The organism is Chryseobacterium sp. R2ACT005 (assembly GCF_049949215.1).
Classification (GTDB): Bacteria; Bacteroidota; Bacteroidia; order Flavobacteriales; family Weeksellaceae; genus Chryseobacterium.
In genome coordinates this window covers 4,963,821-4,988,179 of sequence record NZ_CP188192.1, presented here as the reverse complement: position 1 = coordinate 4,988,179, position 24,359 = coordinate 4,963,821, and the positions used below count along the sequence as shown (strand labels likewise).

The following is a 24,359-nucleotide window of genomic DNA, read 5'->3' as shown; positions in this document are numbered from 1 at the left end:
ATAAGCTTAATAGCGTTTATTTTATAGAACCTGCCCAGCTCTTCTCTAAAGGAAGAAGAAAGTGGCTCAAAAAGTCAAGGTAGGTGTTTTTTGAGAAGTCAAAAACCTGAATATCATTTGAAAGTTCTCCATTTCTCAATTTTGTTTTAAAATCAATCAGCTTTAAAGTCTTCACTTCACCATTTTCTACAAAACTAGCTTTCATTCTGTCGAAAAGCCCTAGTGTATACTCTTCATCAATTTCTCTCATTACCTTCCCTAAAGCATCAATGCTGCATCCTGAAGCCATTTCTTTTTCTTCATCTACACACACCACAATAAACTGATTCTTTTCAATTTTAAATGAAGAAGAAAGTGGTTTTCCATGAGCGGCCCATGTAGCAAGGAAATCAAACAGTTTTTCGGTAATCGCCTTTGCTTCTTTAGTTTCAAAAGGTCTTGAAGCCGGATATATAATGACTCTGTAGTCGTTGGTTTCTACAATATTAGATTCTTCGATTTTCATAATGTAAGTATTTATTTTTCAAGAAATTGCGCAATCACGTTCATTTCTGATTATTGAACAGAATATACTGTAATCGTGATTTCAAATCCTTATTATCTTAAAGACAAAATTACGCAATTTTCTCGAGTTTGAGATCATTGTATTTTTTACTCAACACATAGAGCATCATAATGAAAAGAGGAAAAATAAACGGAAAGAAGAACCTCAGTGCCGCCGACTGCGGAAAGAAAAAGAATTTGATGTACACATTTACGAGGAAAAGTACTGAAATCATTCTTACCCATGCATCTCTGGAACGCCAGAATACTATTGCGATCATGATGCTTACAGACAGAGTTACTTTTTTAAAGTAGATAATCTTGATATAAATAATACTCAGATAGTCTTTTAAGCTTACTTCGATGGGATGTGTGGAAATAATAGGTCTTCTGTCGATAAAAGTATCGTAAAAAACGTCTTTCCAGCCGGGATAATGGTAAAATTTAATGATTGCCAGATACATCAGCAGAAGTACTGTGCCCTGTACAATAAGGGAAACATCAATCTTCTTTTCTCTAAAATAATAAAAGAAGAAAACGGCAATAATATAAGTCAGGGTAAATGTAATATAATCCGGACGTATAAAGGTGATTGCAAACAGAAGCACAAACATCCCCCATTTGCTCCATTTTTTGATCAAACCGATGATAAAGATCAGGATAAACTGAAAAATAAACATATCCGGTGTGGAAACTCTGGACATATACGTCATGGGTGGCAAAAGCATGGATACAACCGTTAGTCCTATTGCAAACCAGTATTTCTTTGGAAACAGGAGTTTTAGAATATAAAATAATAATAACCCTGAAAAAAAGTAAGAAATAAGGCTGGTGAACAGGACTGCCATTGGGGAGGAAAGTCCCAGCTTATAAAAGAGGGTTATTACAAGAATATACCCTACTTTGATTTGAAAATAGGGTAATTGTTCTGTAAAAGATTGTGTATTTTTTACGAAATACTGCCTTGGAATGTCCCACTGCTTTATTCCGATGATATCTGTATAATGGTCTGCAGGAGCTTCTTTTTTGATTTCATCATAAGTGATAATTCTAACTTTATCTGGTGAATTCGGGAATTCTGAAGTATACATACTCCCTAAATAACCCGGCATATCCCAGTCATATACTCTGTTTTGGTAATTCCAGAATGTAAGAGCAGCAAGTATTGAAATGATAAACAAAAAGGAGAGTCTCCATTCTACCTTCATAAGCCTGTATAGGATTACAATTATAAATCTTCTGCTTCAGCAAGAAGTTCAACGATATCTTTTACGGCAACTTCGGTATTTTTATTAAAGTGTTTTACACCATCCGTCATCATGGTATTACAGAAAGGGCATCCTGTAGCAATTACCTTTGGTTCAAAAGATAAAGCTTCTTCTGTTCTTTCAATATTGATGTCTTTCTTTCCTTTTTCAGGTTCTTTAAACATCTGTGCTCCCCCTGCTCCACAGCAAAGTCCGTTGGTTTTGCAACGCTTCATTTCTACAAGCTCTGCATCCAGCTTTTCAAGAAGCATTCTTGGAGCTTCATATTCGTCATTGGCACGTCCCAGGTAACAAGGATCATGGAAAGTTATTTTTTTCCCTTTGAATGCTCCACCTTCTATTTTCAGTCTTCCTTCTTCCATTAAGGTTTTAAGAAACTGAGTATGGTGAACTACGTCAAAGTGGCCGCCTAAGCTTGGATATTCATTTTTCAGGGTATTGAAACAGTGTGGGCAAGCTGTTACGATTTTCTTTACTTCGTAGGCATTCAGCACTTCAATATTCGTAAGGGCCATCATCTGGAAAACGAATTCATTTCCCGCTCTTTTTGCAGGATCTCCGGTACAGCTTTCTTCCTGTCCCAAAACTGCAAATTCTACTCCTATCTTATTTAATATCTTGCAAAATGCTTTTGTAATTTTTTTAGCACGGTCATCAAAGCTTCCCGCACATCCAACCCAAAATAAAACTTCCGGGGCTTTTCCTTCGGCAGCATATTCTGCCATTGTTTTTATATTGAAATCCATTTTTTTTCAATTTGAAAATGTGAGAATTTGGAAATTTGAAATGATGTAGAATGGTATCAATTTCAAATTTTCAAATTGATTAATTATCTAGTTTTCTGATGCCCAGTTCAGACGGTCAGCCTGATTGTACTGCCAAGGAGCTGCGTTGTTTTCCACATTGGTCATCATCAGATTCAGTTCCTGAGGAGCAGCAGACTGTTCCATAACCAGGAATCTTCTCATTTCAAAAATAATGGAAAGTGGATCAAGCAATACCGGACAAGCATCTGTACATGCATTACATGTTGTACAAGCCCAAAGTTCTTCTTTTGTGATATAATCGTTCAGTAGTTTTTTACCGTCATCAACAAATTTTCCGTTGGCATCAATATTTCTTCCTACCTCTTCCAGTCTGTCTCTTGTCTTCATAAGGATCAGTCTCGGAGAAAGCTTTTTACCTGTAATATTAGCCGGACAAACGGAAGTACAACGTCCGCATTCTGTACATGAATAGGCATTGAGCAACTGTACCTGGTTCAGATCAAAGATATCTTCAGCACCGAATTTAGAAGGTACATCAGCTTCAGCTCCTTCAGCTGGTGTCGCATAAGGATCTGCGTTAGGATCCATCATTAATTTGATCTCTTTTGTTACAGACTCAAGATTATTGAATTTTCCTTTTTTATCAAGATTGGCATACCATGTACTTGGAAATGCAAGGATAATATGCAGGTGTTTTGAGTAATAAAGATAGTTCATAAAGAACAGAATTCCCACAAAGTGGAACCACCAGGCTCCTTTTTCTGTGAACATCAAAAATCCGCTATCAAAATTGAAGATTTCCAAAAATGGAACAAATGTCATTTCACTAATCGGGAAGCTTCCGTGTTCAGGAAAAATACCTCTCGCCTGTAAAATAAAATCTGAAGCATTCATCATAAAGAAAGCCATCATCAGAGCGAATTCAATGATCAAAATCCAGTTCGCATCATTTTTCGGCCATCCGAAAAGTTCTTTCATTGTCAATCTTTTCACTCCGTAAAAATTTCTACGAATAAAGAAAATGACAACCCCAATCACTACCAAAAGTGCTAAAACTTCTAGTGTTGCGGTGAAGAAATTATAAAATGTATGTCCGAAAATGCTTGATAAGAAACGATGTGTCCCAAATATTCCATCAACAACGATTTCTATTAATTCGATATTAATAATCACAAAACCAACATATACAAAAAGGTGTAACACTCCTGCAACAGGACGTGCTGTCATTTTACTCTGTCCCATTGCTACACGAGCCATAGTTTCCCAACGTTCTCCTTTTCTGTCGTTTCTATTGATTTCATGACCCAGCCTGATATTTCTATAGATCTTCAGAAGGCTTTTGGTAAACAACCCAAATCCGGCCACTAATAAAATCAGAAAAATAATGTTATCGATGTACTGCATAAGGTGTATTAGTCTTTATTATTTTTACCGAAAACCGAGAAGTTGATATATCTCTTCGGGTTCGCTTTCATATCTTCGATTAATGTATTCAGGTTGGAAGAAGCTGAGTTCAGATTGTTGTAAAGCTGATCATCCTTCATCAGTTTACCTAAACTTCCCTCTCCTTTGTCTATTCCACCAATCACCTGATTCAATTTCCCTACAGTAGCATCCAAATTGGCGATCGTTGCATTCAATTGTTTGGTATCAATGCTCTGAGCCAGATTTCCATATTTATCCAGCGTCACTTTTCCACTCTGCATTGTAAGGCTCGCATCGTCCAATACTTTCTGCAGTTTAGGATCATTATGTCCTACCAGGCTGTTTACACTTCCTGCTGTAGTCTGCAATGCACCTACGGTTTTGTTAAGGTTGGATAATAAAGCTTTTATTTCAGCTCTGTTTTGTGCATCAACAAGCAGATTGGCATTAGCCATTAAAGAGTCTACTCTATGTAGAACGACCTGCAGCTGATCTTTTACCGGGCCTACCTGAGAAGAAAGACTTCCCAATGTTCCCAATTTGAAAGCACCCTTCAGGGTATCTCCGTCTTTTGCAGTCGGGCCACCATACATAAGGTTTACTCTCATTTCTTTGCCGGACATCAATCCTGGTTCAAAGATTTCTAATGATGAATTTTTTGAAAATTCAAATTTGTTATCTACTGTAATTTTTACAACAAAATTAATTTTACCGTCTTTTGAGGTCAGAGGAATAATTTTGTCCACCTGCCCTACTTTCAATCCGTTGATAGAAACTGCCGAAGACTGCGCCAGACCTTCTACATTATCATATTTTGCGTAAAATATATTGTCGGTAGTAAAAAGGCTTTTCCCTTTCATAAACTGAAACAACACCACAAAGCCTACAATAGCCAGAAGTGTGATCACACCAGCTTTTAATTCTTTACTGAACTTCACTTGCTAATTTTTTTCTAATAAGCAAATATAACACATTTTAAATAAATCTTTTCCAATATTGTTCTGCGTTAAATACAAAAAAAAGCGACAAAAAAATTTGTCGCTTTTTATATCATTGAAATGAATTTCTTATTGTTGTTGATTTCCAAGTTTACCCCAGATTTCAATTCTAAAATCTTCAATATCTGCATTGTCCTGAAGACTCTTCATCCAAGCCTGTCCGAACATTCCAGAACTTCTCTGAGTAAGAGACTCTGTGAACTGCTTAAGATCACCAGGTTGTTTGTTGATTGTTTCTGATTTTTTGATCAAAACATAAACTCCTGTTCCTCCTTCAACCGGGTTAGAAAGTTTACCTTTTGCAACACCGAATGCTGCACCGGCAACTTTAGGTTCCATAGCACCAGCTACTGAAGGGTTCAATAGATTTACCTGAGCAGACTGTTTTGGAGCTGCGAATAATTTAGCAATCTGATCTAAGCTAGAAGCTTTTGCTGCTGTAATCTTATCAGAAATTTGTTTTGCAGCCAATTTATTTTTAACTATAACCTCGATCTGATCTCTTACAGATTCCGGATCAGCAAGACCTGCATCTTGTTTTCCGTTTAGATAAACTACAATTTTATCACCTGTTCCATCTACAGTAAATAGTTCAGTATCTCCTTTTGTTCTTTTCTTATCGAAAGCCCAAGTAAGGATTTCTGCGTCTTTTTCAGTTCCTAAGCCCTGAATCTGACCCTCAAATCTTTTTGCTGCTTTTGGATTAGAGAACTGGTAATTTCCTTTTTTAGCAATATTCACGAAATCGTTGAAAGATTTTCCTTGAACCTGCTGAATGAATTTTCTTGATTTTTTGTCTGATTCAGCCTCAGTAGCATCTGAAGGTTTAATTGCTTTCACAAGGTTTGCAACTTTATACCCCATTGATCCTGATTTTTTATCTTCAATATTGATGATATGGTAACCGAACTGTGTTTCTACTACCCCTGTAGCTCCTTTAGGATTGCTTGCAAGGTAAGCAAGAAATTCAGGTACGAAAGGGGTTTCAGGAGTTGTCCATCCTAAGCTACCTCCCTGAGCTGCAGAATTCGGATCGCTGGAAAGCTTAAGAAATTCTGTAAATTTAGCAGGAGCTGCTTTTACAATAGCTCCAATAGAGTCTGCTAATTTTTTAGCCTGCTCTTTGGATCTTGTTACTCCTTCACCTGCAGGACTTCCTTTGAATGCAATAAGGATATGTCTAGATAACGTAGAATCTGAAGCTCTTTTACCTACAAGTTTAGAAACTACATAAACATCCTGCTCTTTGTAAGGACCAAAAGTCTGACCTATTGCTGCTGCAGTGATCTGATCTTTGATCGTTGGAGGTAATTGTGCAGGATTCATATATTGAGGATTGAATGGCGCATCAGAGTTTGCTGCTACAAACATAGAATCGTTCTTCGTATTCTGGAAGTTTTCAGTACCTCCGCTTGCATCTGTACCTCCTGAATATAATTTTGTAATTTCTTTCAAAGTTGCTGCATCATCTGCTGCACTAGGTTTTGATGGGAAATATACAACCCCGATATTTCTGCTTGGTTCAGCTTTGAACATTACAGGGTGCTGCTTGATGTAGTCTGCCAGATCTTGTGTTGTAACATTGATCTTTGTTTTCTGAAGATAAGCAGCATAATCCACTTTCACAAAGTCTATATCTGCAAGCTGATCTCTCTGCTTCATCAATTCTTCTGCTTCTTTCTTACCGGTAGTGATACCTGCTGAAATATTGGTAAACACCTGTCTTGCCATCAGTCTGTACTCAATCGTCTTTTTAGTTTTCAACCATTGATTGTATCCTTCAGGATTGGTGTTTTTTAATGTTTCAATTTCTTTTTTAAGCTCTTGAGTTTTAAAATTACCTTTCTCATCAAAGAACTGTTGATTCTGGGCAAACATCTGATCGTACTGGATTTGGTTCCAGAAATAATCATCAGTCATTTCAAAGCCTAGTTTCTCAAACTGTTGTTTGATAAGTTTAGATTGTACAAGTAACTGCCAAGCCTGCTCTTCAAGACCGCTTTTCGGACGACCTTGTTGATCAGCCTGCTGCTGCAACACGAAAAGCTGATCATTGAACTCTTCGCGGGTGATTTTCTCACCATTTACTTTTCCTAAAACGTCAGGATTCTTACCAAAAACCTTGTCGATACTATCGGGGTTCACCAAGAACGCCAAAAGCGCTAAGGCTATTACTCCCATTAAAAGCCAAGGCTTACTCCTAATCTGTCCTAAAATTGCCATTTTATAAATTATAGTTTTTTATCAGTTTGCGAAAATACACATTTTTAAGAAATTACAGAAGCAGAACTGCTTTATTTTGATTTTTAATGCAAAGATTATCTAAAAAAGGAAATTTTGACCGTATTTTTAAGTAAAAAACAAATGGCATAAGTATTGTGCATTTTTAGAACATTATAATATGCCACACGTTTTCAGAGCATATTATAAAAAATTCCTTTAACGATAAAAAACGAAAATGACAATTTGTCATTCGATTGACTATGACAGAATTTGAAGATATTAGTTTAGAAGAAATGATCAGTGACGGATTTGATATCGTAGCTGAAGAAATCAATCTTTCCGACTTCGCTGAGACTGATAAAAATTCCGAACAAAAAATATTCCCGATACTTCCCGTAAGAAATATGGTTATGTTTCCCAATGTGGTAATTCCTATTACTGCCGGGAGAAAAACCTCAATACAGCTTCTTGAGGAAGCACAGAAGAACGGAGATTTCATTGGAATTGTAAGCCAGAAAAATTCGGATATGGAACAACCTGCCGAAAAAGATATTTATGCTACCGGTACATTGGCAAAGATCATTAAGATCATTAAGCTTCCGGAAGGAAATATTACAGCAATCACAAAAGGTTTCCATAGATTCAAGATTAAAAAGATCGTTGAAAACCAGCCTTATTTCAGGGCAGAAATATCAAAATTAAAAGATACACGTCCTAAAAACCAGGAGGAATACGAAGCATTGCTCGAGAATATCAAGGATCTTGCTTTAAAGATCATTGAACTGGACCCGAACATTCCTAATGCAGCCAACTTTGCGATCAAAAACATCAACAACAATGATGATCTTCTTAATTTCATCTGCACCAATGCCAATTTTTCTTCAATAGCAAAACAAAAGCTTCTCGAAGAGAAAAACCTGATGATAAGAGCTAATCAATGCTACGAAATGATGCATGAAGATTTCAGAAAGCTGGAATTGAGAAACCAGATTCATCAGAAAACATCAAAGGATCTTGACAAGCAGCAGAGAGAATATTTCCTGAATCAGCAGATCAGAACCATTCAGGAAGAATTGGGCGGAGGACCCGAAAGCGATGTTGAAGATCTTCTTGCCAAGGCTAAATCAAAAAAATGGAGCAAGGAAGTAGAGGAGCATTTCCAGAAGGAAATCGGCAGACTGCAACGCCAGAATCCTAATTCTCCGGACTATAATGTACAGAGAAATTATCTGGATTTCTTTACAGACCTGCCTTGGGAAACGTATACAAAAGATATTTTTGATATTGCAAAAGCGGAGAAAGTGCTTGACAAAGCTCACTTTGGGCTGGAAGACATCAAGAAAAGAATTCTTGAACACATGGCTGTTTTAAAATTAAAAAACAACATGAAGTCTCCTATTTTATTACTGGTAGGACCTCCGGGAGTTGGTAAAACCTCTTTAGGGAAGTCTATTGCAGATGCTTTAGGAAGAAAATACGTAAGATTATCTTTAGGCGGCCTTCATGACGAGAGTGAAATCCGCGGACATAGAAAAACGTATATCGGTGCTATGGCAGGAAGAATTTTACAGTCGATCAAAAAATCCGGTACTTCAAACCCGGTAATCGTACTTGATGAGATTGATAAAATCGCGCAGGGTCTTCACGGGGATCCAAGCTCAGCATTGCTAGAAGTTCTTGATCCTGAACAAAATAAATCTTTCTATGATAATTTTCTTGAGATGGGTTATGACCTGTCAAAAGTGATGTTTATTGCTACAGCCAATTCTCTTTCAACGATACAGACTCCTCTTTTAGACAGAACGGAGATCATTCAGATTGCCGGTTATACTTTGGAGGAAAAGATTGAAATTGCGAAAAGACACTTAATCAAGAAACAGCAGGAGGAAAATGGTCTGGATGCAAAATCATTCAAACTTGGAAATCCAGAACTTAAGCATATTATAGAAGCCCACACTTCGGAAAGCGGTGTAAGAACTCTGGAGAAGAGAATTGCTGCCGTTGGAAGATGGGTAGCGCTTCAGACTGCTTTGGCAAAAGAATATGATCCAAAAATTTCTGTTGATAAAGTAGATGAAATTCTTGGAGTTCCAAGACCAAAAAGTTTATCCGAAATTACCGGAGTACCCGGAGTTGTAACAGGTCTTGCCTGGACAAGCGTAGGAGGAGATATTCTTTATATTGAAAGTATTTTAAGCAATGGTAAAGGGGCATTAACGATGACCGGAAACCTTGGGACGGTAATGAAAGAATCTGCTACTATTGCCCTTGAATATATTAAAGCGAAACACGACGAACTGGGAATTCCTCAGGAGGAACTGGACAAGAAAAACATTCACGTACACGTTCCTGAAGGGGCAACTCCTAAAGATGGACCATCTGCAGGTATTGCAATGCTTACATCAATGGTTTCATCTTTCAAAAACAAAAAGATAAGACCTCACCTTGCGATGACCGGAGAAATTACTCTAAGAGGAAAAGTACTTCCTGTAGGAGGAATCAAAGAAAAACTTCTTGCCGCTACAAGAGCCGGAATTAAAGATGTTATCCTTTGTGAAGCCAACAGAAAAGATGTAGAAGAGATCAAAAAAGATTATTTAAAAAATCTGAAGGTACATTACGTCAACAGAATGGAAGAAGTCATTGATATCGCCATTGAAGAATAAAACAATTTATAACATATTAACTTCTCAATAATGAAACACGTTCTGATATTCAGAGCGTGTTTCTGTTTTTATAAACAAATGCATTCTTTTCTTGGCTGCATGGAATAAAATTTGATGTAATAGAAGAAAATTCTGAATGATTGAATAAAAATTTTTAAATTCAGAAGGGTTTTCTTATTTTTATTCCACACTGCAGATTTTTAGATTATGAATTTTCTTAGACTTCCTTTCCTTGTCAAGCTTACACTTGTGGTAATTTCTATCATCGGTCTTGGCTATCTTCTGGCATTAGGACAGACTATTTTAGCTCCGTTTTTCCTTGCATTCCTGATGGCTATGCTGTTTTTACCGGCAGCGACTTTTATGGAAAGAAAGCTAAGATTTCCAAGATCAATGTCCACAATGACCTCCGTGTTCATTATGTTGATTATTTTAGGCGGGATCATTTACTTTTTTACCAATCAGCTATCAGACTTCAGCAAGGATCTTCCTCATCTCAGTGAACAGTTTACAACTGTTTTTAACGGCCTTCAGCATTGGGTTTCCAAAACATTCAATGTAAAAGTTGATGAACAGGTAGACTATATTAACCAGGGATTGAATAAACTGCTGTCTTCTTCAGGCGCTATTTTAGGATTTACTTTTGGGATTTTCTCTACGGGATTCGGTTTTATTATATTTTTCACCCTGTTTTTTATCTTTATTTTAAATTACAGAAGGCTTTTAAATAATTTTATCGTTACCGTCTTCAACGAAAGACATAAATCAAGCGTACAGGAAGCAGTGAATGAGATCCGTATCATGACCAAGAAATATATCTTCGGGCTTTTTCTTCAGGTGATTATCGTATCCATTCTTACTTCCATTCTTCTTACAATTCTAGGAGTGAAATACGCTATTCTTTTAGGAGTTCTTACCGGGTTATTAAATGTTATTCCCTATCTTGGAATTTTTATTTCACTTTTAATTTCCTGTTTTATAGCTTTTGCAACTTCCACTCCTTCAACATGTATTTATGTTGCTTTGGGATATATTGCCATTCATGCTGTAGACGGAAATATTGTGCTGCCATTTGTCGTGGGTTCCAAGGTAAAAATTAATGCTTTATTTTCTTTTATCGGTATTCTTTTAGGAGAGCATCTTTGGGGAATTGCAGGAATGTTCCTGTGTATACCGGCGATTGCTATTATTAAGATTATTTGTGAAAGAGTAGACGATCTTAAACCTTGGGGAAGGTTACTGGGAGAAGAACCAAGACCTCACAAGAAGAAGAAAAGCTACAAGATATCCAAGAATATTACACTGAAAGAAATGGACTGATCGTGAATAATGAGCAATATGCAATGAGTAATAAATAATTACTTTGAAAGCTTAAACTTTGAACTTTAAATAAAAAGACTGCCTTTTTCAAGACAGTCTTTTTTTTATTTTTTATGAAAGAGGACACAAAGGGCTCGTTCCATTTGGGCAAGTGTCTGTACATAGAATATAAGACTGGACGTCCGGGCAGTATCCATAATCCGGAGGTGGCGGCGTTCCTCCAGGGCCACCTAAACAAGGATCTCCTGGTGGAATTTTACATGGACAACCAATTGGTCCTATATCACATTTTCCAACTCCTCCACCCCCTTGGATTTCTCTTAAATCCGTGCGGTTTAATTTTTTAAGATTTTTTAGCATGATCTATTAGTTTTTGTTTGTTCTTCAAAGATATAAAATAAAATTATACAAAAACACCAATTAACGTACATTAACAATTGATTTAATATTTTTTGTTAAATTAATCATAAAATATCCTATTTTTATTTTACATTTGATATCAAATCATCAATCATGAAAATTATAAAATTCATTTTATGCTTACTTTTCGGTCTTATGTTTATTAATGCCGGATTAAACAAGTTTTTTAATTATATGCCTATGGAGAAACCCACTCCTGAGCAAATGAAACTTTTCGCTGCTTTTGGAGAAATCAGCTGGCTGATGCCATTAGTGGGCATCGTAGAAATCATTGGCGGATTATTATTTATTTTTCCAAAGACAAGAGCACTGGGAGCTATTGTTATTTTACCCGTGATGGTAGGAATTGTCACTCATGTTTTCACTATGGATAAATCTCCAATGGGAATGGGCATTGCCGGAGTAATGTTCCTGATCAATCTTTGGATGATTCTTGACAACAAGGAAAAATATAAACATTTAGTTTCATAAGGTTACAGATAATAGGTTGCAGTTCTTATAGTGTTCAAATAAAATTTATTGTTTTTAATCAATTTTAAAAACATACTAAAAACTACAACCTATCATCTTACCTGCCTCCTATACAAAAGCACTAAAGCCTGTAATGGAGCGCCCTACAATCAATGAATTGATTTCTTTTGTTCCTTCATAAGAATAAATAGCTTCTGCATCAGCAACAAATCTGGCTACATCGTACTCCAGCAGAATTCCATTGCCTCCCATCACCTCTCTTGCTCTGGAAACAATATCTCTTGTTCTTAGAGTACAGAAAACTTTAGCTAAAGAAGCATGCTCATCTTTTAAAATTCCTTCATCCTGCATTTCGGACAACCGGAACACCATAGTCTGCATCGCCGTAAGATTGGACAGCATTTCTACCAAATGCCCCTGAATCATCTGGAACGAAGCAATAGGTCTTCCAAACTGTTCTCTTTTTCGGGTATAATCTAAGGCACTTTCATAAGCTCCGCGTGCGCAGCCTGTGGCCATCCATGCCACTCCTGCTCTGGTCATTCTCAGTACTTTTCCTGTATCTTTAAAAGAATTGGCATTCTGCAGACGGTTTTCTTCGGTTACAAGACAGTCTTTTAAAGTAATCAATCCATTCTGGACAATCCTTAAAGCCATTTTCCCTTTGATCTTTTCTACAGAATATCCCGGATTATCTTTTTCTACAATAAACCCTTTCACTTCTCCACTATCCAGATCTCTTGCCCAAATAATTATTATATCGGCAAAAGTGGCATTACCAATCCATTTTTTCTGACCATTCAGAACCCAGCCTTCTGGTGTTTTTTTACAGGTTACCGTAAGTCCGCCAGCAGCACCGGAACCTACTTCCGGCTCGGTAAGCCCGAAAGCTCCTATTTTTTCAAATTTCTGCATCTGTGGAAGCCATTTCTGCTTCTGCTCTTCAGATCCGCAGATATAGATAGAACCCATTGCCAGCCCGGATTGCACTCCAAAAAATGTAGCAATGGAAGCGTCCACTCTTGCCATTTCCATTGCAATAACTCCTTCCATCAGGAAAGGCATTCCCGGACAGCCATAACCTTCATAGGTAACTCCGCAGATATCCAGTTTCTGAAATTTCGGGATCAGTTCAAATGGGAATTCATCTCTGAGCCAGTAATGATTAACCAGAGGTTTTACTTCTTTTTCCATGAATGCTCTTACTTTAAGCTGAATTTCACGTTGTTCAGGAGTAAGGGTATGGTAGATATCATAAAAATCGCCATCAATGGGTGGAAGTTCTTTCTTTTTCTTTTCCGGATCAAGCATTTTCATAAGTCCGGAAAGCTGTTTATCATCCAGTTTTGAGAAATTATGCATCAGTTTGGGTAGATCCACTTTTTGAGAAATGGCACTCAACTGATCAAAATCTATGGATGTGAATAGTCCTATTGCGTTTCTGATTTTGGAAAAGGTATTTGACATAGTGATCGTTTGTAGTTTTGGTTTGTAAAAGATAAGCAAAAATTGCTCCGAAAGCAAGCACCGGAACTGCACCTTGTTTTACAAAACACTTAATTTCAATCAATTAAAACAGAATATTCCGTTTACAAGCTTTTTACTTTTGATTTTCAAGCGTTACAAAAGATCCTGACTGAACTTTGACTCAAGGAAAACAACAAAAAATCAACGCTATGAAAACGACTTACATTAAACTATCTCTATCCGCTGCTCTTTTATTAGGAATTTATTCATGTAAAAAGGGCGAAGTTTCTTCAGCAGACCTTGATGCTTACGCTACAACAGATTCTGCCTCTGCCATTGTTGCAGACAGCATCTCATCTGTTGCTGATATGAAGGTAAAGGACAAACAGTTCATCAAGACAGCAGATGTCAGTATGGAAGTAAAAGATGTATATAATGCAACCATCGCTATTGAAAAATCGGTTCAGGAGCTTGGAGGGTTTGTCACCAATAGCAATCTTCAAAGTAATGTAGTTTCTGAAAATACCTATAATACATCCAATGAAGAAGCAATGCTTGTAAAAAAATATCAGTCGGAAAACAGAATGCAGGTACGTATTCCTACGGAAAAGCTTGGTGAACTATTGACAGCAATCAATACAAACAAGTTATTTCTTAATTCAAGATCCATTAATGCAGAGGATGTGACTGCCAACATCAAATATTCGGAACTGGAAGGAAAAAGAAATCAAAAAACATCTGACAATATCAGCAAGCTGAAAACAAATAAAGATAAAGTAACTCTGGATGATGGGAATATGTCTGAAGGAAATCTTCAAAAGCTGGCGAGTATGAATATGACAGACGATCTGAAATACAGCACTATTGATATTTACATCAAGGAACCTCAGTTACGTATTGCTGAAATTGCTGTGACGAACACTACAAGCATTGATAATAAATATAAATACAATTTCATCTATGATGCAAAAGATGGTTTTGTCTATGGTTTTTATCTGATTCAGAGAATTATAGTAGCTCTTATCAACGTCTGGCCTATTCTATTAATTGCAGCTGCGCTGATCTATTTTCTAAGAAAAAGAAAGATTTCAAAACCTGAACAACCGAAGATTCAACAATAAACAAACTCTACTAACCAATTGGTTATCATCATAATTTTAGATTTTACAACCTCCTGTTTTTGGGAGGTTTTTATTTTTTTTGAAAAAAAACTGTAACGATTGTAATGCCTTCTTTACCTACTGTTTAAAAGAACAGAAAATCAAAAAATTAATAATATGAAAAATTTAGTAAAAATTGGATTCGCAGCTTTATTATCTGTAAGCACGATAACCACAAAAGCACAGAACACAAATAAAAATAATGAAAACAGCCTGCTTTGGGAAGTATCCGGAAACGGCCTTTCTAAACCCTCTTATATTACCGGAACTTTTCATATCTTATGCAGTAAAGATTTTGAAATAAAACCTAAGGTATTAAAAGCTCTTGAAAAATCTGACACCTTTGTTATGGAAATCAATTATACAGATCCTGCTGAAATAATGGCATTACAAAAAATGTTTAAGACAGATAAGAAAATCTCTGAGCAACTTTCTCCTGAAGAAGCTAAGGAACTCAATACGATTCTCGCCAATTATGGGACAGATCTGAAAAGCATAGATTCTTCAAGTCCACAGGCTCTTTATGCACTGCTTTCCACCAAAGCAATCCCATGTCCTCAGAGCGAAGTAAAACTTTACGAAATGGAACTTCTTCAAAAGGCGATCAAAGATAAAAAGAATATTAAGGGTCTGGAAAAAGTAGAAGATCAAATGAAAAGCATCAATGAAGCTTATGATCTGAAAAGCACCATCACACAGCTTAAAATGGGTAAGGAATATGAAATAGTATTCAGACAGATGATCGAAGCTTTTAAAAGTGAAAATGTGCAGTCGCTTTACAGTCTTTTTAAGGATGAAAGATTTATGAATGCTCAACAGGAAAAAGCAATGCTGACCAACAGAAATCAAAACTGGGTAAAGACAATGCCTGAAATGATGAAAAAGGAAAGTTCTTTCTTTGCAGTGGGCGGCTCTCATCTTATGGGGGAAAACGGTATTATTCCTCTTCTTCAGTCAAAAGGCTATACAGTAAAACCTGTGTCTAGTTTATAATACTAACCAAACCATGAAACTATTGTGAGTACTCCAACTGAAACTGCTTTTTTAAAGCTCATTAACCAGCACAAGGGCATTTTATACAAAGCTTCAAGGATCTACGCAGATTCTGTAGAAGACCGGGAAGACCTGCAGCAGGAAATTCTTATCCAGCTTTGGAAATCCTATCAGAATTTCAAAGGGAACAGCGAGTTTTCTACGTGGATGTATCGGGTTGCCATCAATACTGCTATTACCTATTTAAAAAAGGAAAAACAAAGATCCAGTAATCATACAGATGCTCCTGCTCATTTTGAAGTTCAGCAGGAAGATTATAACCCTTCAAAGGACAGGCAGCTGGAAATTTTCTACAGCGCTGTTCAGGAACTGAATTCTTTAGAAAAAGCAGTCATATTTTATTTCATGGAAGGAATGTCACACAAAGAAATTGGAAACAATTTAGGACTCAGCGAAGGCAATGCCCGTGTAAAACTTAACAGAACAAAAGAAAAAATACAACAAATCATAAAAAAATCAGGTTATGAATTTTGATCAATTAAAAGAACAATGGAATAAAGAGGACAGCAATGTCGATATTCCTGACACTATAGAACAACTAAAAGAAAGCAAACACCCCATAGAAAAGATTCAAAAGAGTATGAAAAAGGAATTTCCTGCGCAGGTTCTTTCCATCATACTTATTGGCTTTTTCCCGCTGCTATTTCAATTTCCTTCTTCACAATATACCATTTATTATATATCCTATACTTTATTGGTGGTAGTCTCCTGTTATTATTTATTTGGATTTTATCAATTTTACAAACAAGTCGAACTTTATACTGGAAACACAAGAAACAGCCTGTGGAAGATATATCACGAGCTCAGGTTAAACATGGAGAGATATCAATCTTTTGGTTTTTTATTACTTCCCCATTTTCTGATAACCTTAGGTTTACTTGCATTTAATATGTTGGAGAAAAAGGGTGAATCGTTAGCTGATATTACCCATAAATATCAAATATCACTCATTTTATTAGTATTGATAGGCGTTTTTTCTGTCGTAGTAAGCATTATCTTATGGACAAAATATATTTATGGCCCCAGTGCCAGACAATTGGAAAAGATTCTGAATGAAATGGAAGAATAAGTAAACCACTCTTTATAAACCATAAAAATGAAGTCTCAGAGAATATCTGAGGCTTTGTTCTTTAAAAAATCATTATTTATCATCTTCAAATTTATCTGAGGTTTTATTTTTCCGTAAATTTGCACATCAGAAATAAATCATTATGGATTATGGGCCATTTTCATCCGATACATGATTTTCTGAACGATAAAAATTCTGTAATATGCTATCAAAAATAAATCCAACACAAACTAACAGCTGGAAAGAGCTTGACGAACACTTCGGTGGAAATGACTTTGATCTTAGAACTCTTTTCCAGTATAATCCGAACCGTTTTAATGAGTTTTCCCTGCAAAAGGACAACTATCTTTTTGATTATTCTAAAAACTTAATTGATTCCAGAACGAAGGATCTTTTGTTACAATTGGCCGAAGAAAGCCAGCTAAAAGATGCTATTTCCAGAATGTTCTCCGGTGATAAAATCAATGAAACAGAAGGAAGAGCTGTTCTGCATACGGCATTAAGGGATTTTTCAGACCGTGAAATTCTTGTGGATGGAGAAAATATCAAACCACAGATCAAAAGAGTTCTTGATCATATGAAATCTTTTTCTGAGAAAATTATTTCAGGAGAACATAAAGGTTTCAGTGGAAGAGAGATCACGGATGTCGTAAACATAGGTATTGGAGGATCAGATTTGGGTCCTGTAATGGTTTGTTCGGCTTTAAAGCATTTCAAAACAAGATTAAACGTTCATTTTGTTTCCAATGTGGACGGAAATCATATCGCAGAAGTGGTGAAAAACTTAAATCCTGAAACCACTTTATTTATCATTGCTTCCAAAACCTTTACGACTCAGGAAACAATGACCAATGCAAACTCAGCAAAGGACTGGTTTCTGAAGGCCGGAAAGCAGGAAGACGTAGCAAAGCATTTTGTTGCTTTATCTACTAATATTGAAGAAGTTAAGAAGTTCGGAATCGCAGAGGAAAATATTTTTGAGTTCTGGGACTGGGTAGGCGGAAGATATTCTCTTTGGAGCGCTATTGGATTAAGCATCGTTCTTTCTGTAGGATATGACAACTTCGAGCAGCTTTTAAGAGGGGCTTTTGATACTGACCAGCACTTCCAGACTGCCGATTTCTCTGAAAACGTTCCCGTATTAATGGGACTTCTGGGAATCTGGTACCGTAATTTCTATGCAGCAACCACTTATGCCATCTTGCCTTATTCCCAATATCTGGACAGGTTTGCAGCCTATCTTCAGCAGGGAGATATGGAAAGTAACGGAAAATGTGTGGACAGAAACGGTGAATTTGTAGAATATGAAACAGGACCTATCATCTGGGGAGAGCCTGGAACAAATGGTCAGCACGCATTCTATCAATTGATCCACCAGGGAACAGAATTGATTCCTGCAGACTTTATTGCTTATACAAAGAGTCCGAACAAAGTTTCGGATCATCAGGATAAATTATTAGCTAACTTTTTCGCTCAGACTGAAGCACTTGCCTTCGGAAAACTGGAAGAAGAGGTTGAAGAAGAGCTTAGAAATTCAGGGAAATCTGATGAAGAAATAGACAGACTGATCAATTTCAAAGTCTTCCACGGAAATACACCTACTAACTCTATATTATTCAAAGAATTAACTCCTTTTTCATTAGGTCAGCTGATTGCTTTATATGAACACAAAATTTTCGTTCAGGGAGTAATCTGGAATATTTTCAGCTTTGACCAGTTTGGAGTGGAGTTAGGAAAAGTATTAGCCAACAAAATCCTTCCTGAGCTTGAGAACAATGAAGCAATAAGTACTCACGACAGCTCAACCAACGGATTGATCAATTACTATAAGGAAAACAAATAGTAAGTAAAAAGAAAGTAAAAGTAAATCTATAAAGTAAAAAAGTAAAAATGGCAGAAATTCTTGACGGACTTAAAGTATCCAAGGAAATTAAAGCAGAGATCAAGGTTGAAGTAGAAAAGATTCTCGCAAGCAAAAGAAGAGCACCCCATTTGGTAGCTATTCTTGTAGGAAATAATGGAGCAAGCAAAGCCTATGTAAACTCTAAAGTAAAAGACTGTGAGGAAGTAGGATTTCAATCCAGCTTAATCAAATTTCCTAGTACAGTTGCTGAATCTGAACTATTGGAAAAAATTGACGAGCTTAATAAATCTAAAGCAGTTGACGGATTTATCGTTCAGTTGCCTTTACCAGATCAGATTGATCAGGAAAAAATTATCAACGCAATTGATCCAAGAAAAGACGTGGATGGTTTCCACCCTGAAAACTTTGGAAAAATGGCTCTTGAAATGGATACTTTCTTACCAGCAACTCCTTTCGGTATTTTAACATTATTAGAAAGATATAATATTGAAACTAAAGGGAAAGACTGTGTAATTATCGGAAGAAGTAAAATTGTAGGAAGACCAATGAGTATCCTGATGGGTAGAAAAGATTTCCCTGGAAACTCTACCGTTACCCTTACACACTCCTATACAAAAGACATTGAAGAATATACGAGAAAAGCAGACATCGTAATTACTGCTTTGGGAGATCCTCATTTCTTAAAAGGAGATATGATCAAAGAAGGAGCTGTAATTGTTGACGTAGGTATTACAAGAGTAGATAATGACTCTCCAAAAGGATATTATCTTGCAGGTGACGTAGATTTTGACAGCTGTGCAGCTAAAGCAAGCTGGATTACTCCGGTACCTGGAGGAGTAGGCCCAATGACAAGAGCAATGTTGATGAAAAACACCATCATTGCTTACAAAACTTCGGTCTATAACGACTAATTTTAAAATGAATAAAGAAGAAGATATTTTATTAAAAGAAGGTAAAATGCTCCCTGTAATGGAGCATTTTTACACTTTACAGGGAGAAGGAGCACACACCGGAAAAGCCGCTTATTTTATCAGGCTGGGAGGTTGTGATGTAGGATGTCACTGGTGTGATGTAAAAGAAAGTTGGGATCCGGAACTCCATCCTCTGATGAATACAGTAGAAATTGCAGAAACAGCTGCAAAACATTGTAAAACAATTGTTCTGACGGGTGGTGAACCTCTAATGTGGAACTTGGATATATTGACTTCCAGATTGAAAGAGCTGGGATGTACAGTGCATATCGAAACTTCGGGAGCTTATCCTCTGAGCGGACAGCTGGACTGGATCACCCTTTCGCCAAAGAAAACAGGACTTCCTAAAGAAGAAATCTATCAAAAGGCCCATGAGCTTAAAGTTATCATTTTCAATCAGCATGACTTTACATTTGCACAGGAACAGGCAGCAAAAGTTTCTGAAAACTGCAAGCTTTATCTTCAGAGTGAATGGAGCAAAAGAGATGATATGTATCCTAAGATCACAGATTTCATCCTGGAACATCCGGAATGGCAGGCTTCAGTTCAGACTCACAAATATCTGAATATCCCGTAAAAAAGCTTAAATTAGCTGGGCTTATCCGCTATAATACCGATAGATGCAGAGAATTCGATACTCTAGATACCTGAAATCGATCATTATGTTGCTTGACCTTATGGTTATTGCATCTATCTTCATATTCTTTTTTATAAGCAGAAACGAAAGTTTAAAATACAATAAAGAAACCTGGTATCAGAATATTTTTTCTCTGATTCTGTTGTTTTTGTTCTGGGTGCTTCTGAGCGGTAGGACAAAAATATACAACATTCCTAGAAACCTTACTTATACCTTGTTTCTTGAACGCCTTTTAATCCACTTCCTCTTTTTTATACTTGGCGTACTGCTTATAGGAAAGGTAAGTAACAATGTATTTTTCAATTCGGATATATACTGGCTCTCTCTTTATCTTTTTATTTTCATCTTCCTTGTAAAGTCTTTGATCTATTTTGCAATCAAATACTTACGATCCATTGGAGCCAATTACAGGAATGTGATGTTCTTAGGAGACAGCCACTCCACGGAGATCCTGAAAAATATTTTTACAGACCGTAAAGACTACGGATACAGAATATTTGAATATGAAAATTCTGATATCAATAGTAATGAGCTGGTTACTTTCTGGAAAAAGAACGGGATTCATACTCTGTTTTTATCAATGGAAAACTCTTATGATGAATGGATTCAGAATGAGATTTTCAAATTGGCAGAAGATAATAAGATTCATATTTCACTCATTCCAAGTATCACACAAAGTGATTTTTTCCTGTATGATCTGGGATATATACAAACCCAGCCGGTTCTTAATCAGGCAAGATATCCTTTAGATTATTATTCTAATTTTCTAATGAAAAGGACGTTTGATATTTTGTTTTCTGTTATTATACTGGTTTTTATCTGCTCGTGGGTATTCCCGATCATTGCCGTTTTAATCAAGGCTACTTCCAAAGGCCCGGTATTTTTCCTTCAGAAGAGATACGGTTTTCATGAAGAGGTATTCAATTGTCTTAAATTCAGAACAATGGTTGTAAATGATGAGTCCACAACCAAAACCACCTCAGTAAACGATTCAAGGATTACCAAAGTGGGTAAGTTTTTAAGAAAAACAAGTCTTGATGAGCTTCCGCAATTTATCAATGTACTGAAGGGGGAAATGTCTGTAGTAGGGCCGCGCCCTCATATGCTTTCCGTTGATAATTATTATAAACCAAAAATCGGAAGATACAGCTTAAGAAGTATGGTAAGCCCCGGCATCACAGGATTAGCACAGGTAAATGGATTACGCGGTGACTTCGGAGATGTGGAAGTAGAGATGAAAAAACGGGTTCTGGCCGATACTTTCTATGTAAGAAACTGGAGTTTTGTACTCGATCTTGTGATTACTTTAAAAACCGTTTTTCTGGTTATAGGGGGAGATAAAAATGCAAAATAAAGAACAGGACCAGTTCAATATCGAAATAATTTTAACACAAAACCAGGCTTTAGTCTTATTCTCGACTCTAGCCCAATTAAATAAAAAAGTCTAATTTAGCAGTATGTTAAAAAAGTTTTTCACAGCAGTAGGAGAATACATGATCCTCTTGGGGAAATCCCTGCAGAAACCTCAGAAAATGAAGGTTTTCTGGAAGCTGTTCATGAGAGAAATTAATGATTTGGGAGTAAATTCTTTCGGACTTGTCATCTTCACATCCATATTCGTTGGAGCTGTAGTGGCTATTCAGATGTTCAACAACTTTGATGCTTCTTCTTTTCCTATTCCACCTTCATTTGTAGGATATGCTACAAAAGCAGTTTTGGTTCTGGAATTTGCACCTACCATTATCAGTTTGATTCTGGCAGGAAAAGTAGGCTCATACATTGCTTCCAGTATTGGAACAATGAGGGTTTCCGAGCAGATTGATGCATTGGATATTATGGGAGTAAACTCACCCAATTTTCTGATACTACCTAAAATTATCGCCTGTATGATTTTTAATCCCCTTCTTATTGCTATCAGTATCGTATTTGGTATTGGAGGAGGCTATATAGCCGGGATTTTAACAGGAAACTGGACGGAAAACGACTATATTGTTGGGATTCAGATGTATATGCCGAATTTATTTATTTACTATGCATTTAGCAAGACTATCGTTTTTGCGTTTATCATTGCTACTGTACCGTCTTATTTCGGATACAATGTAAAAGGAGGATCGCTGGAAGTAGGTAGAGCCAGTACACAGGCTGTAGTATGGACAATGGTATTTATTATCATTTCCGAATTAATTTTAACCCAATTAATATTAAGCTGATGATTGAGGTAAAAGATCTTAAGAAAAGTTTTGATGATGTTGAAGTACTTAAGGGAATTTCAACTTCATTTGATAAAGGAAAAGTAAACTTAATCATTGGGCAGAGTGGCTCCGGAAAAACCGTTTTTTTAAAGAGTTTATTGAATGTTTATATGCCCTCTTCAGGAGAAATCTTATTCGACGGCAGAAATGTAAATACCATGAACAGGGAAGAAAAACAGCATCTTCGTTCAGAAATCGGAACCGTATTCCAGGGAAGTGCATTATTTGATTCCTTAACTGTGGAAGAGAATATCATGTTTCCTCTTGATATGTTTACCAATCTTACCTACAGAGAAAAAAAGAAAAGGGTTTTCGAAGTAATAGGACGAGTACATCTTGACAAAGCGGAAAGAAAGTATCCTTCTGAGATCTCAGGAGGAATGCAGAAAAGGGTAGCGATCGCCAGAGCTATTGTCAACAATCCGAAGTATCTATTCTGTGATGAACCCAATTCCGGGCTGGATCCCTATACTTCTAAGATAATTGATGATCTCCTTTACGAGATCACCAAAGAATATAATACGACCACCATCATCAATACTCACGATATGAACTCTGTAATGACGATTGGCGAGAAAATTGTATACCTAAGACTTGGAATCAAAGAATGGGAAGGGAATAAAGACATCCTGATTACCGCAGGCAATAAAAATCTGATTGATTTCGTTTATTCTTCAGAACTGTTTAAAGAGCTGAGAGAATATTTACTTGAGAATAATAAAACGATTGAAACTACAACTACAAAAATAGACGATAATGAAAAAGGTACTTAGTATAGCGTTAATAGGATTTTCAATGTGGGCTTCTGCACAGATTTCACTGGCAGGTAAGGCTAACTTAATCTTTCCTACCGGATCTCCTTCCTGGTCTAATATTAAAGGAACAGTGAATGATGCCATTGACGGAACAGGTAAAAACAATGTAGGTTTCAATGTAGGACTTTCATTAAAAGTGGGTCTTCCTACTTCATTGTTTGTGATGCCGGAAATCTATTATACTCATTTTAAAAATGAGTTTACTACAGAGAACACTACTTTTGATGTTAAAAGCAACCGTATAGACGTTCCGGTTCTTTTAGGATATAACCTTTTGGGGAATATGCTAGGTGTTTTTGTAGGTCCTGTTGGAAGTTTTAACTTAAATAAAGACAACACTTACAACGATTTCAAAGAAAATGCTAAAAATGATTTTACCGTTGGCTACCAGTTTGGGGCACAGCTAGAAATCAAGAAGCTCATTGTAAATGCAAGATATGAAGGCGCTTTCAGTAAAGATGAAAGAAACTTTATCAACAGAGTTTCCGGTTCGGAAATCAGATATGATAACAGACCTAACCTGTTTATGGTAGGTTTAGGATATAAATTCTAATCAGATATCCAAATAACAACTTAAAACCCTCAAATTAAATTTGAGGGTTTTTATTTTGGTCTTCAAGCTCAGCCTGGCGTTTTGCAATGTCTGCAGCCTGTTTTTCAAGCTCTTCTTTGTCTTTCTGCAGTTGTTTGAATTCTTTTTTCTTCTGGTCTGCTTTTATAGCACTTCCTTTACTTAGATAACCTACCATTCCTCCAATGATAAGTCCTATTCCTACTCCTGCCATTATTCCCATAATGTGGGAAATTTTTATTTGTTCTACGGCAAAATCAGTCGTTAAATAGAAAAGTAATGCAGAAACAGCCAAAAGTATAAGTCCGGTAATTGATAAACTCTTCATAATATTGTGTTTAGGTGGTTTAAATAAAAAAGCCTTACCAAATTTACTAAAAATTTAATAAGGCCTTATTC

General features: G+C 36.4%; 23 protein-coding genes. 14 read left to right on the top strand and 9 right to left on the bottom strand.

What is annotated here, in order from left to right; all coding sequences use genetic code 11:
- Nucleotides 1-16 precede the first annotated feature (16 nt).
- The 6 genes from ACPF63_RS22905 to ACPF63_RS22880 all read right to left on the bottom strand — a co-directional run bounded on the left by ACPF63_RS22905 (nt 17) and on the right by ACPF63_RS22880 (nt 7,224).
- The gene (locus tag ACPF63_RS22905; RefSeq protein ID WP_426481436.1) at nt 17-505 is read right to left on the bottom strand and encodes a hypothetical protein; all 489 of its coding nucleotides are present in this window, start codon (nt 503-505) and stop codon (nt 17-19) included.
- A 109-nt stretch (nt 506-614) separates the two neighbouring features.
- Nucleotides 615-1,751, bottom strand: coding sequence for a hypothetical protein (locus tag ACPF63_RS22900; protein WP_426481435.1), 1,137 nt, complete (start codon nt 1,749-1,751; stop codon nt 615-617).
- A gap of 20 nt (nt 1,752-1,771) precedes the next feature.
- The gene (locus tag ACPF63_RS22895; RefSeq protein WP_047381714.1) at nt 1,772-2,557 is read right to left on the bottom strand and encodes a (Fe-S)-binding protein; all 786 of its coding nucleotides are present in this window, start codon (nt 2,555-2,557) and stop codon (nt 1,772-1,774) included.
- A gap of 87 nt (nt 2,558-2,644) precedes the next feature.
- Nucleotides 2,645-3,982: a 4Fe-4S dicluster domain-containing protein gene (locus ACPF63_RS22890; protein WP_426481434.1), complete on the bottom strand. Its 1,338-nt coding sequence runs from the start codon at nt 3,980-3,982 to the stop codon at nt 2,645-2,647.
- A gap of 8 nt (nt 3,983-3,990) precedes the next feature.
- The gene (locus ACPF63_RS22885; RefSeq protein ID WP_077419466.1) at nt 3,991-4,941 is read right to left on the bottom strand and encodes an MlaD family protein; all 951 of its coding nucleotides are present in this window, start codon (nt 4,939-4,941) and stop codon (nt 3,991-3,993) included.
- 129 nt (nt 4,942-5,070) lie between these two features.
- Nucleotides 5,071-7,224 carry a peptidylprolyl isomerase gene (locus ACPF63_RS22880; RefSeq protein WP_077419465.1) on the bottom strand — a complete coding sequence of 718 codons (2,154 nt, stop codon included), beginning with the start codon at nt 7,222-7,224 and terminating at the stop codon, nt 5,071-5,073.
- 260 nt (nt 7,225-7,484) lie between these two features.
- On the opposite strand from ACPF63_RS22880, the gene lon reads away from it, so the two are divergent.
- Both lon and ACPF63_RS22870 read left to right on the top strand, forming a co-directional pair.
- Nucleotides 7,485-9,890, top strand: a complete 2,406-nt coding sequence (gene lon / locus ACPF63_RS22875) for an endopeptidase La (protein ID WP_426481433.1) — start codon at nt 7,485-7,487, stop codon at nt 9,888-9,890.
- Between the two features lie 207 nt (nt 9,891-10,097).
- Nucleotides 10,098-11,210, top strand: a complete 1,113-nt coding sequence (locus ACPF63_RS22870) for an AI-2E family transporter (protein WP_426481432.1) — start codon at nt 10,098-10,100, stop codon at nt 11,208-11,210.
- Between the two features lie 111 nt (nt 11,211-11,321).
- On the opposite strand, the gene ACPF63_RS22865 is transcribed toward ACPF63_RS22870, so the two are convergent.
- Entirely contained in the window at nt 11,322-11,570 is a 249-nt protein-coding gene (locus tag ACPF63_RS22865) for a bacteriocin-like protein (protein WP_077419462.1), read from the bottom strand.
- 153 nt (nt 11,571-11,723) lie between these two features.
- On the opposite strand from ACPF63_RS22865, the gene ACPF63_RS22860 reads away from it, so the two are divergent.
- A complete protein-coding gene (locus tag ACPF63_RS22860; protein WP_426481431.1) occupies nt 11,724-12,101 on the top strand; it encodes a DoxX family protein in 378 nt (125 codons plus the stop codon).
- A gap of 108 nt (nt 12,102-12,209) precedes the next feature.
- Here the strand turns inward: ACPF63_RS22860 and ACPF63_RS22855 are convergent, their stop codons facing one another.
- Entirely contained in the window at nt 12,210-13,568 is a 1,359-nt protein-coding gene (locus ACPF63_RS22855; protein ID WP_047381734.1) for an acyl-CoA dehydrogenase family protein, read from the bottom strand.
- A gap of 209 nt (nt 13,569-13,777) precedes the next feature.
- Here ACPF63_RS22855 and ACPF63_RS22850 point away from each other — a divergent pair, with 209 nt between their 5' ends.
- The 11 genes from ACPF63_RS22850 (at nt 13,778) to ACPF63_RS22800 (ending at nt 23,942) form a co-directional block, all read left to right on the top strand.
- Complete coding sequence (locus ACPF63_RS22850) at nt 13,778-14,689, top strand: DUF4349 domain-containing protein (RefSeq protein ID WP_426481430.1); 912 nt, start codon at nt 13,778-13,780, stop codon at nt 14,687-14,689.
- A 156-nt stretch (nt 14,690-14,845) separates the two neighbouring features.
- Nucleotides 14,846-15,721: a TraB/GumN family protein gene (locus ACPF63_RS22845; protein ID WP_426481429.1), complete on the top strand. Its 876-nt coding sequence runs from the start codon at nt 14,846-14,848 to the stop codon at nt 15,719-15,721.
- A gap of 99 nt (nt 15,722-15,820) precedes the next feature.
- Entirely contained in the window at nt 15,821-16,255 is a 435-nt protein-coding gene (locus tag ACPF63_RS22840; RefSeq protein ID WP_426483239.1) for an RNA polymerase sigma factor, read from the top strand.
- Nucleotides 16,245-16,850: a hypothetical protein gene (locus tag ACPF63_RS22835; RefSeq protein WP_426481428.1), complete on the top strand. Its 606-nt coding sequence runs from the start codon at nt 16,245-16,247 to the stop codon at nt 16,848-16,850. Before ACPF63_RS22840 ends, ACPF63_RS22835 begins: the two co-directional genes overlap by 11 nt.
- A 202-nt stretch (nt 16,851-17,052) precedes the next feature.
- Complete coding sequence (gene pgi / locus ACPF63_RS22830; protein WP_426481427.1) at nt 17,053-18,693, top strand: glucose-6-phosphate isomerase; 1,641 nt, start codon at nt 17,053-17,055, stop codon at nt 18,691-18,693.
- Between the two features lie 47 nt (nt 18,694-18,740).
- Nucleotides 18,741-19,625 (top strand): bifunctional 5,10-methylenetetrahydrofolate dehydrogenase/5,10-methenyltetrahydrofolate cyclohydrolase, encoded by an 885-nt coding sequence (locus ACPF63_RS22825; RefSeq protein WP_077419454.1) that lies wholly within the window; start codon nt 18,741-18,743, stop codon nt 19,623-19,625.
- A gap of 7 nt (nt 19,626-19,632) precedes the next feature.
- Nucleotides 19,633-20,262, top strand: a complete 630-nt coding sequence (locus tag ACPF63_RS22820; protein ID WP_077419453.1) for a 7-carboxy-7-deazaguanine synthase QueE — start codon at nt 19,633-19,635, stop codon at nt 20,260-20,262.
- A 43-nt stretch (nt 20,263-20,305) separates the two neighbouring features.
- Nucleotides 20,306-21,676, top strand: coding sequence for an exopolysaccharide biosynthesis polyprenyl glycosylphosphotransferase (locus ACPF63_RS22815; RefSeq protein ID WP_426481426.1), 1,371 nt, complete (start codon nt 20,306-20,308; stop codon nt 21,674-21,676).
- Between the two features lie 103 nt (nt 21,677-21,779).
- A complete protein-coding gene (locus ACPF63_RS22810; protein WP_077419451.1) occupies nt 21,780-22,532 on the top strand; it encodes an MlaE family ABC transporter permease in 753 nt (250 codons plus the stop codon).
- Nucleotides 22,532-23,347: an ABC transporter ATP-binding protein gene (locus ACPF63_RS22805; protein WP_047381751.1), complete on the top strand. Its 816-nt coding sequence runs from the start codon at nt 22,532-22,534 to the stop codon at nt 23,345-23,347. The genes ACPF63_RS22810 and ACPF63_RS22805 overlap by 1 nt, the downstream gene beginning before the upstream one ends.
- The gene (locus tag ACPF63_RS22800; protein ID WP_047377301.1) at nt 23,331-23,942 is read left to right on the top strand and encodes an outer membrane beta-barrel protein; all 612 of its coding nucleotides are present in this window, start codon (nt 23,331-23,333) and stop codon (nt 23,940-23,942) included. The genes ACPF63_RS22805 and ACPF63_RS22800 overlap by 17 nt, the downstream gene beginning before the upstream one ends.
- 34 nt (nt 23,943-23,976) lie before the next feature.
- On the opposite strand, the gene ACPF63_RS22795 is transcribed toward ACPF63_RS22800, so the two are convergent.
- Entirely contained in the window at nt 23,977-24,288 is a 312-nt protein-coding gene (locus ACPF63_RS22795) for a hypothetical protein (protein ID WP_077419450.1), read from the bottom strand.
- Nucleotides 24,289-24,359: the final 71 nt, after the last annotated feature.

Excerpts from the sequence above, each read along its gene's own strand:
- ACPF63_RS22895 (WP_047381714.1), bottom strand. The coding sequence starts at position 2,557 with ATGGATTTCAATATAAAAACAATGGCAGAATATGCTGCCGAAGGAAAA.
- ACPF63_RS22865 (WP_077419462.1), bottom strand. The coding sequence starts at position 11,570 with ATGCTAAAAAATCTTAAAAAATTAAACCGCACGGATTTAAGAGAAATC.
- ACPF63_RS22890 (WP_426481434.1), bottom strand. The coding sequence starts at position 3,982 with ATGCAGTACATCGATAACATTATTTTTCTGATTTTATTAGTGGCCGGA.
- ACPF63_RS22900 (WP_426481435.1), bottom strand. The coding sequence starts at position 1,751 with ATGAAGGTAGAATGGAGACTCTCCTTTTTGTTTATCATTTCAATACTT.
- ACPF63_RS22825 (WP_077419454.1), top strand. The coding sequence starts at position 18,741 with ATGGCAGAAATTCTTGACGGACTTAAAGTATCCAAGGAAATTAAAGCA.
- ACPF63_RS22855 (WP_047381734.1), bottom strand. The coding sequence starts at position 13,568 with ATGTCAAATACCTTTTCCAAAATCAGAAACGCAATAGGACTATTCACA.
- ACPF63_RS22800 (WP_047377301.1), top strand. The coding sequence starts at position 23,331 with ATGAAAAAGGTACTTAGTATAGCGTTAATAGGATTTTCAATGTGGGCT.
- ACPF63_RS22860 (WP_426481431.1), top strand. The coding sequence starts at position 11,724 with ATGAAAATTATAAAATTCATTTTATGCTTACTTTTCGGTCTTATGTTT.
- ACPF63_RS22805 (WP_047381751.1), top strand. The coding sequence starts at position 22,532 with ATGATTGAGGTAAAAGATCTTAAGAAAAGTTTTGATGATGTTGAAGTA.
- ACPF63_RS22845 (WP_426481429.1), top strand. The coding sequence starts at position 14,846 with ATGAAAAATTTAGTAAAAATTGGATTCGCAGCTTTATTATCTGTAAGC.
- ACPF63_RS22815 (WP_426481426.1), top strand. The coding sequence starts at position 20,306 with ATGCAGAGAATTCGATACTCTAGATACCTGAAATCGATCATTATGTTG.
- pgi (WP_426481427.1), top strand. The coding sequence starts at position 17,053 with ATGCTATCAAAAATAAATCCAACACAAACTAACAGCTGGAAAGAGCTT.
- ACPF63_RS22880 (WP_077419465.1), bottom strand. The coding sequence starts at position 7,224 with ATGGCAATTTTAGGACAGATTAGGAGTAAGCCTTGGCTTTTAATGGGA.
- ACPF63_RS22795 (WP_077419450.1), bottom strand. The coding sequence starts at position 24,288 with ATGAAGAGTTTATCAATTACCGGACTTATACTTTTGGCTGTTTCTGCA.
- ACPF63_RS22820 (WP_077419453.1), top strand. The coding sequence starts at position 19,633 with ATGAATAAAGAAGAAGATATTTTATTAAAAGAAGGTAAAATGCTCCCT.
- lon (WP_426481433.1), top strand. The coding sequence starts at position 7,485 with ATGACAGAATTTGAAGATATTAGTTTAGAAGAAATGATCAGTGACGGA.
- ACPF63_RS22850 (WP_426481430.1), top strand. The coding sequence starts at position 13,778 with ATGAAAACGACTTACATTAAACTATCTCTATCCGCTGCTCTTTTATTA.
- ACPF63_RS22870 (WP_426481432.1), top strand. The coding sequence starts at position 10,098 with ATGAATTTTCTTAGACTTCCTTTCCTTGTCAAGCTTACACTTGTGGTA.
- ACPF63_RS22810 (WP_077419451.1), top strand. The coding sequence starts at position 21,780 with ATGTTAAAAAAGTTTTTCACAGCAGTAGGAGAATACATGATCCTCTTG.
- ACPF63_RS22905 (WP_426481436.1), bottom strand. The coding sequence starts at position 505 with ATGAAAATCGAAGAATCTAATATTGTAGAAACCAACGACTACAGAGTC.
- ACPF63_RS22835 (WP_426481428.1), top strand. The coding sequence starts at position 16,245 with ATGAATTTTGATCAATTAAAAGAACAATGGAATAAAGAGGACAGCAAT.